Genomic DNA, 14,598 nt, shown 5'->3' on the forward strand with positions numbered 1-14,598 from the left:
CGGGACGGCCGACCGCGGCCGGGCCGCCGGTGCTCGATCGGAGCAGCCGGGAGCCAGGAGAGGGCGGAGCCGATGAGCAGCGTCGCGGAGCGGACCTCGCACACCGGGACCGGATCGGCCCGCCGCCGGAACACCGCGTCGATCGTGCAGGGCGTGGCGATCGCGCTCGGCTTCGTGATGCTGGTCGGCGGCTTCGCGGTGCTGGCCCTCCAGTACCGGCCGTACCGGATCCCGACCGGTTCGATGAGCCCGACCCTGGCGGTCGGCGACACCGTCCTGGCCCGCACCGGCGGGTCGGCCGGCCGCGGCGACATCGTGGTCTTCCAGGACCAGGACTGGGGCAACGCGACCCTGGTGAAGCGCGTGGTCGCGGTCGGCGGGGACACCGTCTCCGGCGACCGGGAGGGGCGGATCACCGTCAACGGGCACCAGGTGTCCGAGCCATACCTGGAGACCGTCGGGATGGGGGCGACCGAGTTCTCGGTCACGGTGCCCGAGGGACGGCTGTTCCTGCTCGGCGACTTCCGGGGGAACTCCCTGGACTCGCGGAGCCACCTCGACGTGGAGTCCGGCTCGGTGCCCGCCTCCGGGGTGAAGGCGAGGGTGGAGGCGGTGATCCGGCCGCTGTCCCGGGCCGGGATGGAGTCGCGCGTCCCGGCCTTCGACGACCTGGGCGTGCCGACCGCCCACCGGCCGGGCCCGCTGCTGCCCGCCGCCTGGACGTCGGCCGGCGGGGCGGCCCTGATCGTGGTCGCCTCCGCGGCGGGCTGGGCGGTCTCGCTGACCCGTCGGCTGCGGGGACGGCGCAGGGCCTGACCCCGGGGCGGACGACGGACCGGCGCCGGTGCCGGTCCCGGCGAGGAGGCGCGCCCAGCGCCTCAGGACGGAGCCGATCCAGGTGGCGGTGGAGCACCGCAGAGCCGTTCGGGTACTGCTGCTGGACCCGGAGGACCGCGTCCTGCTGCTGCGCGGGACGGACCCGGCCGAGCCCGGTACCACCTGGTGGATCACGCCCGGCGGGGGCATCGAACCCGGCGAGAGCCCGGACGGGGCGGCCCGGCGCGAGCTGGCCGAGGAGATCGGGCTGACGGACGTGGAGTGGGGGCCGCTGGTCGCGTACGGCACGGCGGAGTTCTCCTTCCGGGGCAGGGAGTACCGACAGGAGCAGTGGTTCCGGCTGGCCCGCACCACACGGACGGCGGTGTCACTGGCGGAGAGCGGGGCGGACGAACACGCGCTGCTGCTGGCCGTCCGCTGGTGGACGCTGGGGGAGTTGAGGGCCACCGGGGAGGCCGTCCACCCGCGGGGACTTGCCGAACTGGTGGCACGGGTTCTGACGGAAGGGCCGCCAGAAGAGCCAGTAAGGCTCTGAGCACGGGCTCGGTGGTCCACAATGGGGTGGACGTGACGAGTGAGGGGACGCTTGGAATGAGTGCCGAAGACCTCGAGAAGTACGAGACCGAGATGGAGCTCAAGCTCTACCGGGAGTACCGGGATGTCGTCGGCCTGTTCAAGTACGTGATCGAAACCGAACGGCGCTTCTACCTGACGAATGACTATGACCTCCAGGTGCACTCGGTGCAGGGCGAGGTGTTCTTCGAGGTGTCGATGGCGGACGCGTGGGTCTGGGACATGTACCGACCGGCCCGGTTCGTCCGGAAGGTCCGTGTGTTGACGTTCAAGGACGTGAACATCGAGGAGCTGGCCAAGAGCGATCTCGAACTGCCCTCGGACGACTCCGCCTTCGGGAACTGACCGCTCCGCGGCTGAGCGGCCGGCCCCCGCGGGGCCCGGTGTCGGGCGGGAACGGCGTGGCCGACCACGTCTTCCTGCCGGGGCTTCCGCACCTCCGTGAGCTGCGGTGGTGCCCGGGTCACCGAGATTGACCGCGCCGGTCGGGCACTGTCCAGCGCATTTTTCGATTTGTCGCTCGAACGGGTGAGCGGAGTTATCCACAGGCCCGGGTTATCCACAGGTCGAGCCATTCGGCTGGCCCGTCCCGGGCGTGTGACGGCAACCTTCCGACCGGAGGTGGTTGCCGTGCAGAACCCCAACAAGACGTCCACCAACGGCCTCGGTCGCTACGGCGAGGAGGTCGCCGCCCGTCGGCTCGCCGAGCACGGGCTGTGCATCCTGGAACGAAACTGGCGCTGCGCCGAGGGCGAGCTCGACATCGTCGCGCTCGACGGGGACGTCCTCGCGATCTGCGAGGTGAAGACCCGCTCCGAGCAGGGCTTCCAACAGCCCGCCGAGGCGATCGACCAGACCAAGGCCGACCGGCTGCGCCACCTCGCCGAGCGCTGGCTCGTCGAACGCTGGCCGGTGCACTTCTTCCGCCTGGTGCTTGCCGCCGAGCGGGCCGGGGGCGCCGAGCCGCGGCCCGACGCGGAGAGCGGCGGCCCGGCACCTCCACCGCCCGGCGGAGTCCGCATCGACCTGGTCGCCGTGGTCAACCCCCGCCGGGGCGCCGCCGCGGTCGAGCACCTGCGCGGGGCGGTGTGAGATGGCGTTCGCCCGCACCTGCTCGGTCGCCCTGGTCGGAGTGGACGGTGTCGTGGTCGAGGTCCAGGCCGACCTCGAACCCGGACTCGCGGCCTTCAGCCTGGTGGGCCTCGCCGACAAGGCCCTCCTGGAAGCCCGCGACCGGGTACGCGCCGCCGTCTCCAACAGCGGGGAGAAGTGGCCGCTGCGAAAACTCACCGTGGGCCTCACCCCGGCATCCGTACCCAAGAGCGGCAGCGGGTACGACCTGGCGGTGGCCTGCGCCGTCCTGGCGGCCGCCGAACGGCTCGACCCCGCGTCGATCGACGGCCTGCTGATCATCGGCGAGCTGGGCCTGGACGGTCGCGTGCGCCCGGTGCGCGGAGTCCTGCCCGCGGTCCTGGCGGCGGCCGACGCCGGCTACCGGCAGATCGTGGTCGCCGAGCAGACCGCCGCCGAAGCGAAACTGGTGCCCGGTGTCTCCGTCATCGGGGTGCGCAGCCTGCGCCAGCTCATCGCGATCCTCACCAACGCCCCCGTCCCCGACGAACCGCCGGACCAGTCCACCGGCCGCCCCGACTCCTCGTTCGCCGGTCTGCTGCTGCCCGGCCTCGGTGTCCGCGACCTCACCTCCGAACAGGCCGGCCGGCCCGACCTCGCCGACGTGGCCGGGCAGTACGAGGCCCGCCAAGCGCTGGAGATCGCCGCGGCGGGCGGCCACCACCTCTACCTGAAGGGCCCGCCCGGGGCAGGCAAGACGATGCTGGCCGAACGGCTGCCGGCCCTGCTCCCGCCGCTCACCCCCGCCGAAGCCCTCGAAGTGACCGCGATCCACTCCGTGGCCGGCCTGCTCCCACCCGACCGCCCACTGATCGACACCCCGCCCTACTGCGCGCCGCACCACTCGACGACCATGCCCGCCATCGTCGGCGGCGGAACGGGCCTGCCCAGACCCGGAGCCGTCTCCCTCGCCCACCGCGGCGTGCTGTTCCTCGACGAGGCACCCGAATTCTCGGTCCGGGTCCTCGACGCGCTGCGCCAACCCCTGGAATCGGGGGAGGTGATGATCGCCAGAGCCGCCGGCTCGATGCGGCTGCCCGCCCGCTTCCTGCTCTGCCTGGCCGCCAACCCCTGCCCCTGCGGCCGCTATTCACTGAGAGGGGAAGGATGCGAATGCACACCCGTCATGATCAACCGCTATCAGGCCAGGCTGTCAGGCCCGCTGCTGGACCGGGTGGATCTCCAGGTTCAGGTCGCCGGAGTCACCAAGGCCGAACTGATGCAGCAGGGCGGAAGGCCCGAGAGCACGGCGACGGTCGCCGAACGCGTGCGGGAGGCCCGGGCGCGGGCCGCCGCTCGCCTCGCCGACACCCCGTGGCGGACCAACGCCGAAGTGCCCGGGCACGAACTGCGCACGCGCTGGCAACTCGCATCCGGTGCGCTGGCCGACGCCGAACGCGATCTCGACCGGGGCCTGCTCACCGCGCGCGGCCTCGACCGCGTCCTGCGGGTCGCCTGGACGGTGGCGGACCTCGCCGGCCGGGGCCGCCCCGACAGGTCCGACGTCCAGCGCGCGCTCACCCTCCGCACCGGCGTCCAACGCGCCGCCCGCCCCACGGACCGCAGGAGCGACCCGCTCTACCCCTACGACGACCCCGGCGCAGACCTCGACCAGGCCGCCGGTTCCTGACCGGCCCCACCCGGCGGGCCGCCAGGAGCCCGGCCGATCAGGCCCGTACCGCGGACGAGCCCTTTCCGCCGCCACCGCCCGCACCTCGGGAACGAGCAGAAGCAAGCAGGAGCACCGATGACCGCACACCCCGCACCCCGTACGCACACGCATCTCCCCACCGCCCCAACGCCCCCACCGGCCGTCGGCCGGTCCGACGCCCCGGCGGCGTGCGACGGCGGCGAACGGCTCAGACACCTGATCCCCGGCGCCGCACCGCCCGCCGCGCACCGCTCGCGCCACGGACCGGCCGAACCCGCCCGGGCCGTACCGCCGACGGGCGGGCCGGACCCGGCGGGTCCGCCGCCCGGAGGGCGGAGCGAGTGCCGCGTCATCCGCCCCACGGCGTGGGCCGCGCCGACGGTTCCACCGGATCCGCCCGAGCCCGAGCGGATCGCCCGGGCCGCGCTCACCAGGCTGATCGAACCGGGCGACGCCGCGATCGGGCGGGCCGTCCAACGGCTCGGCGTGGTCCGGCTGCTGCAGGGGTTCTACGAGGGCGCGCCCGCCAGCCGGCTCGGGCTCGGAGCCGACCGGATCGCCGCCTACCAGGAGAGACTGCGGAAGTTCAACCCGGCCACCGACCTGGAACGGATCGCCAAGCTCGGTGGGAAGTTCATCATTCCGGGCGACAGGGAATGGCCCTCCCAACTCGACGACCTCGGCGACAGCCGCCCGATCGGGCTGTGGGTGCGTGGCGTCCCCTCGCAACGGCTGCCGTCGCTGCGCCTGCTCGCCCTGCGCTCGGTGGCCGTCGTCGGATCGAGGGCCTGCACCGCTTACGGGCGGCACGTCGCCGGCCAGCTCGGGTCCGAGCTGGCCGAACGGGGCTGGGTGGTGGTGTCCGGGGCGGCCCACGGAGTGGACACCGCGGCGCACCTCGGGGCGCTGGCGGTCAACGGGATGACGATCGCGGTGCTCGCCAGCGGCGTCGACATCTGCTACCCGCGCGGGAACGAGGCGCTGATCGAGAGGATCGGACGCGACGGGCTGCTGGTGAGTGAGCTGGCGCTCGGGATGAACCCCACCAGGTTCAGGTTCGTGCTGCGGAACCGGGTGATAGCCGCACTCACCCGCGGCACGGTGGTGGTCGAGGCCGCGCCGCGCAGCGGCGCGCTCAGCACCGCGCGGCGGGCGCGGGACCTCAACCGGCACACCATGGGTGTCCCCGGCCCGATCACCTCCGAGCTCTCGGCGGGCGTGCACGCGTTGATCAGGGCCGGCGCGGCCACCATGGTCACCAGCGGCGCCGAGGTGGGCGAGCTGATCGGCTCCATCGGGGCCGACCTGGCACCGGAGCGGGTCGGTCCGATCCTGCCGAGGGACGCCCTGGAGCCACCGGTGGCCCGAGTCCTGGAAGCGGTGCCCGCCAGCGCGGACGGCGCGCCGGTCCAGCGGATCGCCCACTACGCGGCACTCTCCGAGGCGGCGACAGTCCGGCACCTCCACGAGCTGAGCTCGCTCGGCTTCGTCGAACGGCACGGAGCGCACTGGAGGTTGGTGCGTCGCAAGTGATCGCATCCGGGCAGAGTCGGACAGGGTGATGGGTTCCGAGTGAGTCATCCGGTCAACGGGAGGTGATGCGGGGCGAGTTGAGGGACGATGGCGGTCCGTCCGGTCCGGCCGGGGCGCCGAGCGGTGCCTCGCCCGGCCCGGGGGCGCCCGGAGCGGCGCGCGGGTCCGCGCCGGTCGGTGGGTCCGCCGGGCGGAAGGGCCGGGGCGGGCCCGGCGGCCCGACCGCGACGCGCCGACGCCGCCCTTTGCTGCCACCGGTTTGGGCGACGCCCGAGTGGCGGTAGCACTGTGCAGCGACTCGGTCACGCTACGCTCGCTCATGGCGTCCCTATCAGCACATGACTCGGCAGAACGGCGCAGACCAACGCATGCCCACTCACATTCCCGGACACAGGGTGACCGGTGACGGTCGGTCCCCGGACGGGACGGGGGCCGAGACCCACAACGCCGCGGAACTGCGGGCCAGGTCCGGGGGAGTCGTGGGAATGACACGACCGGGCGGCTCCCCGGCCGCACCCCCGCAGCCCCCGTCCCGCCCCGCCTCCAACTCACCCCTCCCACGCCCGCCGGCCCCCTCGGGGCCCGCGCCCCGGCCGATCCCGGCGCGCCCACCGGCCGACCGGACCGGTCAGGTGCCGTCCGGCGCGGTGGCGAAGCTGCGGCCTCGCACCGATGAAGGCATCGGCGCAGGTACCGACGCGGGCGCTGGTGCCGGGCCCGGCAGGCCGGCCGGCGCCGAGGACCGGGACGGAAGCGACCAGGCGGGCGGCGAGCACGGCCTCAACGGGCAGGGTGTCGACGGGCAGTGGCCGGGGCCGGCCGCTGCGGGATCCGCGCTGGGGGCCGGAGTCGGGATCGCGCCAGGGTCCGGGGTGGAGCCGGTGCCCGGGCCGCAGGGCCCGACCCCGTCCAGCACCGGGCGGCCGGCGCGCGGCCAGGCCAAGCGAGGGGCCCGGTCCAAGCCGAAGGACCCGTCCGTGCGGAGCACCCAGGTCCGCAGGCAAGCCGGGGGACCGCCGCCCGCCCGCACGCCGGAGCCGTCGGCCCCCGGCGCGAGCGGGAACGGGAGCGGAAGCGGAAGCGCGGACGCGCGGCGGAGCGCACCGCCATCAGTGCCGCTGCCTGCACCCGGGTCCGCACCCGGGTCCGCACCTGGGGCCGGTGCCGGGCCTGCGTCCGGAGCCGTTCCAGGGCCGGGGAACGGGCAGTCGGTAGCGGATCCGGGTGCGTCCTCGGCCGTGCCGCGCCCCGGAGTGGGCGCGCCCGCGAACCCGGCCGACCGCACTGGCCCGGGGGCCGGAGCGGGAACAGGGGCGGGCGCGGGAGTGGGCGGGAGCGCCGGGGTGACGGTGCCCGCGCCGGCTTCCGCGCCCCGCGCGGGCGTCGGTGCGGAAGGCGAGGGCAAGGGCGGGGAGCGGGCGAAGGGTGCCGACCAGTCGGCGCTGCAGGCGCTGTGGCGCTCGTACAAGGAGACCGGTGACCACGGGCTCCGCGACCAGCTGATCCTGCACTACTCGCCGCTGGTGAAGTACGTGGCGGGCCGGGTCGGGGTCGGGCTGCCCGCCAACGTGGAACAGGCGGACTTCGTCTCCTCCGGGGTCTTCGGGCTGATCGACGCCATCGAGAAGTTCGACATCGACCGGGCGATCAAGTTCGAGACCTACGCGATCAGCCGGATCCGCGGTGCGATCATCGACGAGCTGCGGGCGCTGGACTGGATCCCCCGGTCGGTCCGGCAGAAGGCCAAGGCGGTCGAACGGGCCTACGCCACGCTGGAGGCCAAGCTGCGACGGACTCCGCACGACCCCGAGGTCGCGGCGGAGATGAAGATCTCGCTCGACGAACTGCACACCATTTTCAGCCAGTTGTCGCTGGCCAATGTGGTGGCGCTGGACGAGTTGTTGCACTCGGCGGGCGAGGGCGGCGACCGGCTCACCCTGATGGAGACGCTGCCGGACAGCGGTGCGGACAACCCGGTCGAGATCGCCGAGGACCGCGAACTGCGGCGGCTGCTCGCCTCGGCGGTCAACACCCTGCCCGAGCGGGAGAAGACAGTGGTGACGCTCTACTACTACGAGGGCCTCACCCTGGCGGAGATCGGCCAGGTGCTCGGAGTGACGGAGAGCAGGGTCAGCCAGATCCACACCAAGTCGGTGCTGCAACTGCGGGCGAAGATGTCCGACGCCCGGTGAGCACAGGGCACGCGTCCGACCGGTCGACGGCGCGGCGGGATGCGGCGCGTGGTGGCCGGTGGGAAGGCGATGTCGCCCCCACCGGTCGTCGGCGTCCGTAGAGTTGGGACGTGCCGAAAATCCGGGCGGCCACGGTGGCCGAGCATCGACAGTTGCAGCGGGCAGCCCTGCTGGACGCCGCCCGCGTCCTGCTGGCGGAAGGCGGGCGGGAGGCGCTGAGCTTCGGCGCCCTCGCGGCGCGCACCGGCCTCGCCAGGTCCTCGGTGTACGAGTACTTCCGTTCCAAGTCCGCACTGGTGGAAGCGCTCTGCACGGTCGACCTCCCGCTCTGGGCCGCCGAGGTCGAGGCCGGCATGACGGCCCGCGACAGCGCGGTCGAACGGATCGAGGCGTACGTCCGCGGCCAGCTCTCGCTGGCCACCGACCCGGTGCACCGCGCGGTGGTGGCCGTCGCCGAGTACGAACTCGACGACGCCGCGCGGGCCAGGATCAGGGCGGCCCACGCCGGGCTGACCGCCATGGTGGTCCGCACCCTGGAGGACCTCGGCCACGACCGGCCCGGCGTCGCGGCTGCGCTGCTCCAGGGAGTGGTGGAGGCGGCGGTCCGCCAGACCGAACGCGTCCGCGGCGAGGACGGCACCCCCGGCGCCCGGCCCGAAGCGGTCGAGGAGATCGCCGACACCGCCGTGCGCTTCGCCCTCGATGGCCTGCGCCCGGCAACCGGTACGGCAGCCGACCCGGCAACCGGTACGGCAGGGGGCGCGGGCGGGCCGGGAGCGCACTGATCCCGGATCAGGGCGGGGGGAGCGGCAGGAGCCGGGCTCGGCCGGAGCCGAGCAGGGCGAGCGGGTCCAGGTAGCGGTCGCCCCGGACCAGACCCCAGTGCAGGCAGTCGACCGGGCAGTGGCCGGAACCGGTGGCCACCACCCCGATCGGGTCGCCCGCCGCGACGGTGGTGCCGACCGGCGCGGAGGCCGCCACCGGCAGGTAGGTGGTCCGCAGCGGGGGAGCACCCGACCCGGGGTGGGTCACCACGACCACCGGACGTCCGGCCACCTGCCCGGCGAAGGTCACCACGCCGGGCGCCGCCGCCCGCACCGCCGTGCCCGGCGCGGCCGCCAGGTCCACCCCCCGGTGCCCGGCGGCCCAGCGCGCCGGCGGCGGGTCGAACCGCCGCAGCAGTCCCGACCGGTCGCCCACCGGCCACGCCCGCCCCCGCCCGGGCCCGGCCGCCCCCGCCGCGGAGAAGCGCACCGAGGCCGCCCCCGTTCCCGCCCCCCGCGCAGGCGCGGGCGCGAACCCGCCGAGCCCCACCAGCACCACCCCCTGCACCACCAGCAGCGCCACCGGCCGCCGAGCCCGCGCCCACCGCACCCAACGCACCCCGACCAACTCCCAACCCGAGCACCCGAACCGACACGTCCCGCCTTGCGCCCCGCACGCACGTCCACCCGCACGCACGTCCACCCGCCCGACCGGCCCGTCCACCCGGCCCGTCCACCCGGCCCCGTCCGTGCGCACCCGCCGAGAACGGCCGGAACCGCCGGCCGGACCCGACCCCAGGGTGGGGCCCGCGGTGCCCGTCGCACATGTCGGTTCCGGGAGCTGTGGACAGGCCGGGGGTTGTGGACAACGGCCGTCCCCCGCAGGGGTGAACGGTGGGCGGCGGACCGTCCGGGGCGGTGTTGAACAGGGTGGCGGCGCCGCGGGGAGTCGCCCGCCGCTCGGGGCTTCCCGTACACTTCACACGCGACCCGGTCTGCCGGGTCGACTTCGCACGCCCCGCCACCGGCGGTCCGCCCCCTCGGGGAGCGGGCGTCACGGTGCGAGTGCCGCTCGGTCCGCCGAGCCTGCCGAGGCCGCAAGCCTCACGCAGGCCGAGCGGCTTGGCACGTCGGGGCGTCAGGCGTGACGGTCGCCCGACCGGCACGGACAAAACCGAGTACCCCGGCACCCCGCAGGACGCAACCGCTCCGCGGCGCGCCGGGCAACACACGAGGAGCACGGCACATGGCCGTCGTCACGATGCGGGAGCTGCTGGAGAGCGGCGTCCACTTCGGTCACCAGACCCGTCGTTGGAACCCGAAGATGAAGCGCTTCATCTTCACGGAGCGCAACGGCATCTACATCATCGACCTCCTGCAGTCGCTGAACTACATCGACCGCGCCTTCGAGTTCGTCAAGGAGACGGTTGCCCACGGCGGCAGCGTCCTCTTCGTCGGCACCAAGAAGCAGGCCCAGGAGGCCATCGCCGAGCAGGCGACCCGCGTGGGCATGCCGTACGTCAACCAGCGCTGGCTGGGCGGCATGCTGACCAACTTCTCGACCGTCTACAAGCGTCTGCAGCGCCTGAAGGAGCTCGGCGAGATCGACTTCACGGATGTGGCCGGTTCCGGCCTCACCAAGAAGGAGCTCCTGGTCCTCCAGCGCGAGTACGACAAGCTGGAGAAGACCCTCGGCGGTATCCGCGACATGCAGCGCGTGCCCAGCGCCGTCTGGATCGTGGACACCAAGAAGGAGCACATCGCGGTCGGCGAGGCCCGGAAGCTCAACATCCCGGTCGTCGCCATCCTCGACACCAACTGCGACCCGGACGAGGTCGACTACAAGATCCCGGGCAACGACGACGCCATCCGCTCCGTCACCCTGCTGACCCGCGTGATCGCCGACGCCGTCGCCGAGGGCCTGAAGTCCCGCGCCGGTGTCGCCAAGGGCGACGCCAAGGCCGAGCCGGGCGCCGACCAGCCGCTGGCCGCCTGGGAGAAGGAGATCCTCGAGGGCGAGAAGGCCGCCGAGGCCCCCGCCGCCGAGGCCGCTGACACCGAGGCCCCGGCCGAGGCCGCTGCCGAGGCTCCGGCCGCCGAGGCCCCCGCCGCCGACGAGGCTCCGGCCGCCGAGGCCGAGCAGGCCTGACGTACCACCAGGGTGAGGGGCACCGGCCGGGCTGCCGGTGGGTGCCCCTCTCTCCCGTGCCGGGGGTCCGCACCCCGGACCCCGGCACTTTCCCACGCAGACACGCGAGACGTGAGAAGAGATCACAACCATGGCGAACTTCACCGCCGCGGACGTCAAGAAGCTCCGTGAGCTCACCGGCGCCGGCATGATGGACTGCAAGAAGGCCCTGGACGAGGCCGAGGGCGACGTCCAGAAGGCCGTCGAGCTCCTGCGCATCAAGGGCCAGAAGGGCGTTGCCAAGCGCGAGGGCCGCGACGCCTCCAACGGCGCCGTCGCCGCGCTGATCGCCGAGGACAAGAAGTCCGGCGTCCTGGTCGAGCTGAACTGCGAGACCGACTTCGTCGCCAAGGGCGGCAAGTTCGTCGAGGTCGCCAACGCGATCGCCGCGCACGTCGCCGCCACCTCCCCGGCCGACCTGGACGCCGCCCTGGCCTCCGAGATCGCCCCGGGCCAGACCGTCCAGCAGTTCGTGGACGAGGCCAACGCGACCCTCGGCGAGAAGATCGTGTTCCGCCGCTTCGCGCAGTTCGACAACGACGGCTTCGTCGCCGTCTACATGCACAAGTCGGACCCGGACCTGCCGCCGACCATCGGTGTCCTCGTCGAGCTCGACCAGGAGAACGCCGAGACCGCCAAGGACGTCGCGCAGCACATCGCCGCCTTCGCGCCGAAGTACCTCTCCCGCGAGGAGATCCCGGCCGAGGAGCTGGAGAACGAGCGCCGCGTCGCCGAGGCCACCGCCCGCGAGGAGGGCAAGCCCGAGGCCGCCCTGCCGAAGATCGTCGAGGGTCGGGTCACCGGCTTCGTCAAGGAGAACGCCGTCCTGGAGCAGGCGTTCGCCAAGGACAACAAGAAGAGCGTCGCCAAGGTCCTCGACGAGGCCGGCGTCACCCTCAAGCGCTTCGTCCGCTTCCGCGTCGGCGCCTGAGACCCGCTCCCGCGGTCCGTCCTGCCCCTCCCGGCCCCGTGCCGGACATAAAGTAGGGGGACCGCCCCCGTCCGCGAGGACGGAGGAGCGCGCCGACCGAGCCCTCCAGCACCCCCCGGGGGCGGCGTCGGCACCATGAACGACGAGGAGGCCATTGCCGTGCAGGAGACCGTACCGGTTCCCGCGGCAGTGGCCTCCTCTCGTGTACACGGCACCGGGTCCGCACGCCCGGCGCGGTGACCAGCACTTTGCAGACCTGCTGACCAGCAGGCGGAGAAGGAGAAAGTCCATGCAGGAGACGCAGGAGACCGCGCCGGGCGGTGCACGCCGCCGGGTACTGCTCAAGCTGTCCGGCGAAGCGTTCGCCGGCGGAGGCGGCCTCGGCGTCGACCCGGACGTGGTGCACGCCATCGCCCGCGAGATCGCCACGGTGGTCCGGGCCGGGACCGAGGTCGCCATCGTCATCGGCGGGGGCAACTTCTTCCGCGGCGCCGAGCTCCAGCAGCGCGGCATGGACCGGGCCCGCTCCGACTACATGGGCATGCTCGGCACCGTGATGAACTGCCTGGCGCTCCAGGACTTCCTGATCAAGGAGGGCATGGAGACCCGGGTGCAGACCGCCATCACCATGGGCCAGGTCGCCGAGCCGTACCTGCCGCTGCGCGCCATCCGGCACCTGGAGAAGGGCCGCGTGGTGATCTTCGGCGCCGGCATGGGCATGCCGTACTTCTCCACCGACACCACCGCCGTGCAGCGGGCCCTGGAGATCCACGCCGACGTCCTGCTGATGGGCAAGAACGGCGTCGACGGCGTCTACGACTCCGACCCGCGCACCAACCCCGCGGCGGTCCGGTTCGACGCGCTGGACTACACCGAGGTGATCTCCCGCGACCTCAAGGTCGCCGACCTGACCGCGATCACCCTCTGCAAGGACAACGGGCTGCCGATCCTGGTCTTCGAGCTGCTCGCCGAGGGCAATATCGCCCGTGCGGTCAAGGGTGAGAAGATCGGCACACTCATCAGCGAGGATTCCGCCCGGGCCTAGGCGTCGGGGTTCCGAGCAGCAACAGCCGTCCGGGGCACCGGTACGGGACAACAGCAGATGAACCGGACAGGGAGCAGACAGTGATCGATGAGACCCTCCTCGAGGCCGAGGAGAAGATGGAGAAGGCCGTCGCCGTCGCCAAGGACGACCTCGCGGCCATCCGCACCGGGCGCGCGCACCCGGCGATGTTCGCCAAGATCGTCGCGGAGTACTACGGTGCCCTGACGCCGATCAACCAGCTGGCTTCGTTCTCGGTGCCGGAGCCGCGGATGGCCATGGTCACCCCGTTCGACAAGACCGCGCTGAAGGCCATCGAGACCGCGATCCGCGACTCGGACCTGGGCGTCAACCCGTCGAACGACGGCTCCGTCATCCGGGTGGTGCTCCCGCAGCTCACCGAGGAGCGCCGCCGCGAGTACATCAAGCAGGCCCGCGGCAAGGGCGAGGACGCCAAGGTCTCGGTCCGTTCCATCCGCCGCAAGGCGAAGGACGCGATCGACAAGCTGGTCAAGGACAAGGAGATCGGCGAGGACGACGGCCGTCGCGCCGAGAAGGAGCTCGACGACCTGACCGCCAAGTTCGTGGCGCAGATCGACGAGCTGCTCAAGCACAAGGAAGCCGAGCTGCTGGAGGTCTGATCCGGACCCCCGCCCGCAACGCCCCGGACCGGCGGCCAGACCGCCCGGCCCGGGGCGCGGCTCCACCCGGGCCGGTTCCGCTCCGGCCGGACCGGGGCCGGCGGCCCGACCCGGCCGACACCAAACGGGTCACGCGCGGCGGCCCCCGGCATGGCGAGGGGGCGGCGCGGCACAGACTCAGTTCATGCCCCCCGCCCAGGAGAGCCCCGTGGCCCAGACCGACCAGCAGCCCCGCAAGCCGCGCGGCGGCCGCAACCTGCCCGCCGCGATAGGCGTGGGCGTCGGACTCGGAGCGGTGGTCGCGGCCTCGCTGTTCGTGGTCAAGGCGGTCTTCATGGTGGTCGTCGCGGCCGCCGTGGCCGTCGGCATCCGGGAGCTCACCAGCCGGCTCGCCGAGCGCAAGGACGTCCACGTCCCGCAGGTCCCGCTGCTGGTCGGCGGTGTCGGCATGGTCGTCACCGGCTACTTCGAGGGCGGTCAGTGGGCCGCCGCGATCCTCGCCGTGACCGGCCTGGCGATGATGGTCGCCCGGATGGCCACCCCGCCCGAGAACTACCTGCGCGACGTAACGGCCGGCGTCTTCACCGCCTTCTACGTGCCGTTCCTGGCCACCTTCGTCGCGCTGATGCTGGCCGCCGAGGACGGCGCCTGGCGGATCCTGCTGTTCCTGGTCGTCACCATCTGCTCCGACACCGGCGCGTACGCCGTCGGCTACAAGTTCGGCCGCACCAAGCTCGCGCCGACCATCAGTCCCGGCAAGACCCGCGAGGGCCTGGCCGGCGGCATCGGCCTGTCGATGATCGCCGGCGCCCTGCTGATGCAGTACCTGATCGACGACGGCACCTGGTGGCAGGGCCTGATCCTGGGCGGCTGCGCGGCCGTCACCGCCACCCTGGGCGACCTCGCCGAGTCGATGATCAAGCGCGACCTCGGCATCAAGGACATGGGCACCCTGCTCCCCGGCCACGGCGGCATCATGGACCGGCTGGACTCCCTGCTGCCCACCGCCCCGGTGGTCTGGCTGCTGCTCGCGGTCTTCGTCGGCAGCTGACCCGGGAGCCCTCCCGGCACCTCCCAGCCCCTTCCCGGCCCTCGTGACGCCACCGCGTCCGGGG

Annotated in this window: 14 protein-coding genes; 13 read left to right on the top strand and 1 reads right to left on the bottom strand. The window is 73.2% G+C overall.

What is annotated here, in order from left to right; all coding sequences use genetic code 11:
- Positions 1 to 72 precede the first annotated feature (72 nt).
- From lepB to OO48_RS12265, 8 genes are all read left to right on the top strand, one after another.
- Positions 73 to 816, top strand: a complete 744-nt coding sequence (gene lepB, locus OO48_RS12230) for a signal peptidase I (RefSeq protein ID WP_081952068.1) — start codon at positions 73 to 75, stop codon at positions 814 to 816.
- Positions 817 to 904: 88 nt separating this feature from the next.
- Complete coding sequence (locus tag OO48_RS12235; protein WP_245194606.1) at positions 905 to 1,372, top strand: NUDIX hydrolase; 468 nt, start codon at positions 905 to 907, stop codon at positions 1,370 to 1,372.
- Between the two features lie 56 nt (positions 1,373 to 1,428).
- Entirely contained in the window at positions 1,429 to 1,755 is a 327-nt protein-coding gene (locus tag OO48_RS12240; RefSeq protein WP_030458804.1) for a DUF2469 domain-containing protein, read from the top strand.
- A gap of 276 nt (positions 1,756 to 2,031) precedes the next feature.
- A complete protein-coding gene (locus OO48_RS12245) occupies positions 2,032 to 2,502 on the top strand; it encodes a YraN family protein (RefSeq protein ID WP_081952069.1) in 471 nt (156 codons plus the stop codon).
- Position 2,503: 1 nt separating this feature from the next.
- Positions 2,504 to 4,171, top strand: a complete 1,668-nt coding sequence (locus tag OO48_RS12250) for a YifB family Mg chelatase-like AAA ATPase (protein WP_081952070.1) — start codon at positions 2,504 to 2,506, stop codon at positions 4,169 to 4,171.
- 117 nt (positions 4,172 to 4,288) lie between these two features.
- On the top strand, positions 4,289 to 5,725 hold the full coding sequence (dprA, locus tag OO48_RS12255) for a DNA-processing protein DprA (protein ID WP_245194607.1): 1,437 nt from the start codon (positions 4,289 to 4,291) through the stop codon (positions 5,723 to 5,725).
- Between the two features lie 1,349 nt (positions 5,726 to 7,074).
- Positions 7,075 to 7,917 carry an RNA polymerase sigma factor WhiG gene (whiG, locus tag OO48_RS12260; RefSeq protein ID WP_081952072.1) on the top strand — a complete coding sequence of 281 codons (843 nt, stop codon included), beginning with the start codon at positions 7,075 to 7,077 and terminating at the stop codon, positions 7,915 to 7,917.
- A 110-nt stretch (positions 7,918 to 8,027) separates the two neighbouring features.
- Positions 8,028 to 8,702, top strand: coding sequence for a TetR/AcrR family transcriptional regulator (locus tag OO48_RS12265; protein ID WP_245194608.1), 675 nt, complete (start codon positions 8,028 to 8,030; stop codon positions 8,700 to 8,702).
- 7 nt (positions 8,703 to 8,709) lie between these two features.
- Here OO48_RS12265 and OO48_RS12270 read toward each other — a convergent pair whose 3' ends face one another.
- Positions 8,710 to 9,300, bottom strand: coding sequence for a murein hydrolase activator EnvC family protein (locus tag OO48_RS12270; RefSeq protein WP_106970302.1), 591 nt, complete (start codon positions 9,298 to 9,300; stop codon positions 8,710 to 8,712).
- 627 nt (positions 9,301 to 9,927) lie between these two features.
- On the opposite strand from OO48_RS12270, the gene rpsB reads away from it, so the two are divergent.
- The 5 genes from rpsB to OO48_RS12295 all read left to right on the top strand — a co-directional run bounded on the left by rpsB (position 9,928) and on the right by OO48_RS12295 (position 14,534).
- Entirely contained in the window at positions 9,928 to 10,830 is a 903-nt protein-coding gene (gene rpsB / locus OO48_RS12275; RefSeq protein WP_033215165.1) for a 30S ribosomal protein S2, read from the top strand.
- Between the two features lie 130 nt (positions 10,831 to 10,960).
- Positions 10,961 to 11,800 (top strand): translation elongation factor Ts, encoded by an 840-nt coding sequence (tsf, locus tag OO48_RS12280; protein WP_033215166.1) that lies wholly within the window; start codon positions 10,961 to 10,963, stop codon positions 11,798 to 11,800.
- Positions 11,801 to 12,089: 289 nt separating this feature from the next.
- Complete coding sequence (gene pyrH / locus OO48_RS12285; RefSeq protein ID WP_033215167.1) at positions 12,090 to 12,845, top strand: UMP kinase; 756 nt, start codon at positions 12,090 to 12,092, stop codon at positions 12,843 to 12,845.
- A gap of 80 nt (positions 12,846 to 12,925) precedes the next feature.
- Entirely contained in the window at positions 12,926 to 13,483 is a 558-nt protein-coding gene (frr, locus tag OO48_RS12290) for a ribosome recycling factor (protein WP_033215169.1), read from the top strand.
- Between the two features lie 184 nt (positions 13,484 to 13,667).
- A complete protein-coding gene (locus tag OO48_RS12295) occupies positions 13,668 to 14,534 on the top strand; it encodes a phosphatidate cytidylyltransferase (protein WP_033215171.1) in 867 nt (288 codons plus the stop codon).
- The last annotated feature ends 64 nt before the right edge of the window (positions 14,535 to 14,598 follow it).

Source organism: Kitasatospora phosalacinea (genome assembly GCF_000716545.1).
Classification (GTDB): Bacteria; Actinomycetota; Actinomycetes; order Streptomycetales; family Streptomycetaceae; genus Kitasatospora; species Kitasatospora phosalacinea.

Coding starts and splice junctions, on each gene's coding strand:
- lepB (WP_081952068.1), top strand. CDS start 73: ATGAGCAGCGTCGCGGAGCGGACCTCGCACACCGGGACCGGATCGGCC.
- OO48_RS12240 (WP_030458804.1), top strand. CDS start 1,429: ATGAGTGCCGAAGACCTCGAGAAGTACGAGACCGAGATGGAGCTCAAG.
- OO48_RS12250 (WP_081952070.1), top strand. CDS start 2,504: ATGGCGTTCGCCCGCACCTGCTCGGTCGCCCTGGTCGGAGTGGACGGT.
- dprA (WP_245194607.1), top strand. CDS start 4,289: ATGACCGCACACCCCGCACCCCGTACGCACACGCATCTCCCCACCGCC.
- rpsB (WP_033215165.1), top strand. CDS start 9,928: ATGGCCGTCGTCACGATGCGGGAGCTGCTGGAGAGCGGCGTCCACTTC.
- tsf (WP_033215166.1), top strand. CDS start 10,961: ATGGCGAACTTCACCGCCGCGGACGTCAAGAAGCTCCGTGAGCTCACC.
- pyrH (WP_033215167.1), top strand. CDS start 12,090: ATGCAGGAGACGCAGGAGACCGCGCCGGGCGGTGCACGCCGCCGGGTA.
- OO48_RS12295 (WP_033215171.1), top strand. CDS start 13,668: ATGCCCCCCGCCCAGGAGAGCCCCGTGGCCCAGACCGACCAGCAGCCC.